Genomic DNA, 250 nt, shown 5'->3' with positions numbered 1-250 from the left:
GGCCAACACGTACATGAATAACCTGAGATTCAATCATTTTACGTGGTGGCAATTTTTGCATAATTGCATTTGCTGTGGTTAAGATAATCGCATCATGTGGATTCTGACGTAAATTTGCCATATGGACCAAAGCTGATAATCGACGTGCTGTGATAGAAATTCCAGGTGATACACGGTCATAAGGTAAACAATCCCATGCAGGAAATTGGAGCACAGGCAAATTGGGATCAATAAAATTTAGAACTTGCTG

1 protein-coding gene is annotated in these 250 nt (G+C 39.6%); it reads right to left on the bottom strand.

The genetic code is table 11. The features are described from left to right. On the bottom strand, window positions 1–250 hold a 250-nt coding region (locus ACFIKO_RS09495; protein ID WP_375673932.1), incomplete at both ends, for a hypothetical protein.

This window comes from Bartonella sp. TS82HLJMH, from assembly GCF_042193495.1.
GTDB classification, from domain to species: domain Bacteria; phylum Pseudomonadota; class Alphaproteobacteria; order Rhizobiales; family Rhizobiaceae; genus Bartonella; species Bartonella grahamii.
Note: the sequence above shows the minus strand (reverse complement) of the source record. Positions and strands in the feature narration are given on the sequence as shown.